The 1111-nt window shown below is 76.8% G+C and carries 1 protein-coding gene; it reads left to right on the forward strand.

Features of this window, described 5'->3' with window-relative positions:
- Positions 1–979 (forward strand): class I SAM-dependent methyltransferase (locus FMEAI12_RS22070; RefSeq protein ID WP_112107688.1); only part of this gene is annotated, 979 nt, incomplete at its 5' end.
- Positions 980–1111 lie beyond the last annotated feature (132 nt).

Below are 1111 nucleotides of genomic sequence, written 5' to 3' on the forward strand. Positions count from 1 at the left end.
TGGGTCCGGTGGGGTCGAGGCCCTTGCGGCGGACGTCCGGGATGTCGGCCTGACGGGCGTCGACGGCGTCTTCGTCGATCCTGCGCGGCGGGGCGGCGAGCGGCGGATGTCCGCCGGCGCCGGTGAGCCCCCGCTGGCCTGGTGCTTCGGGCTGACCGAGCGGGTCGAGGCCGTCGCGGTCAAGGCGGCTCCGGGGCTCCCGGTGGAGCTCGTCCCGCCAGGCTGGGAGATCGAGTTCGTCGCGGACAGACGTGGCCTCAAGGAGTCCGTGCTGTTCTCGCCCGCGCTCGCGACGGCGTCCCGGCGGGCGACGGTGCTGCTCGGCCCGGGTGACCGGTCGGTGCCCGGGACCACCGGGCCACGGGTGGTGACGCTGACCGGTGAGCCGGACCCCGTCGGTGACGACCGCGACCACGGCCGCCCGGGCGGCGGTCACAGCGGCGGTGGCGGGCCCGTCCCGCTCCCGGTCCGGCCGCCGGGGGAGTACCTCTTCGACCCCAATCCCGCCGTCACCCGGGCCGGGCTGGTCGGCACGCTCGGCCGCCTGGTCGGCGGGTGGCAGATCGACCCGAGGATCGCGTTTCTCGGCGCTGACCGGCCGCTGGCGACCCCGTTCGCGCGGACGCTGCGGGTCGAGGCCGAGATGGCCTTCGACGTGCGCCGGGTGGCGGCGGCCGTGCGCGAGGCCGGCATCGGCGCACTCGACGTGCGCCGGCGCGGACTCGCCGGGGATGTGGACGCCATCCGGCGGCGGCTGATGCCGGCCCGGCGGCACCTGGTCCCGGGGGGCCGCACCATGACGGTGGTGATGACCCGGGTGCGGGACGAGCCGTGGGCTCTTCTGTGTACCGACGTCACGCAGACCGCTCGGGCGGATCAAGCCGATCGGGCTGATGCGGCGGATCGGGCCGGGCGGGCGGATCCGCCGGATCTGGCGGACCGGACGGCTGGGGCCCGGGGCGGTCCGGCCAGGGACTGAACGCGGAGCCGGCGGTGGCGAGCGCGAGGTTGAGCGCGACCAGCGTCAGCCCGGCATACAGCGGCAGCAGCGGCGCCACGCGCAGGAAACCCAGCGCGCCGGCGCCGGCGCTCGCGAACATCACCACGGGCC

Origin of the sequence: Parafrankia sp. Ea1.12, from assembly GCF_900465275.1 — a bacterium.
In the GTDB taxonomy this organism is placed as follows: domain Bacteria; phylum Actinomycetota; class Actinomycetes; order Frankiales; family Frankiaceae; genus Parafrankia; species Parafrankia soli.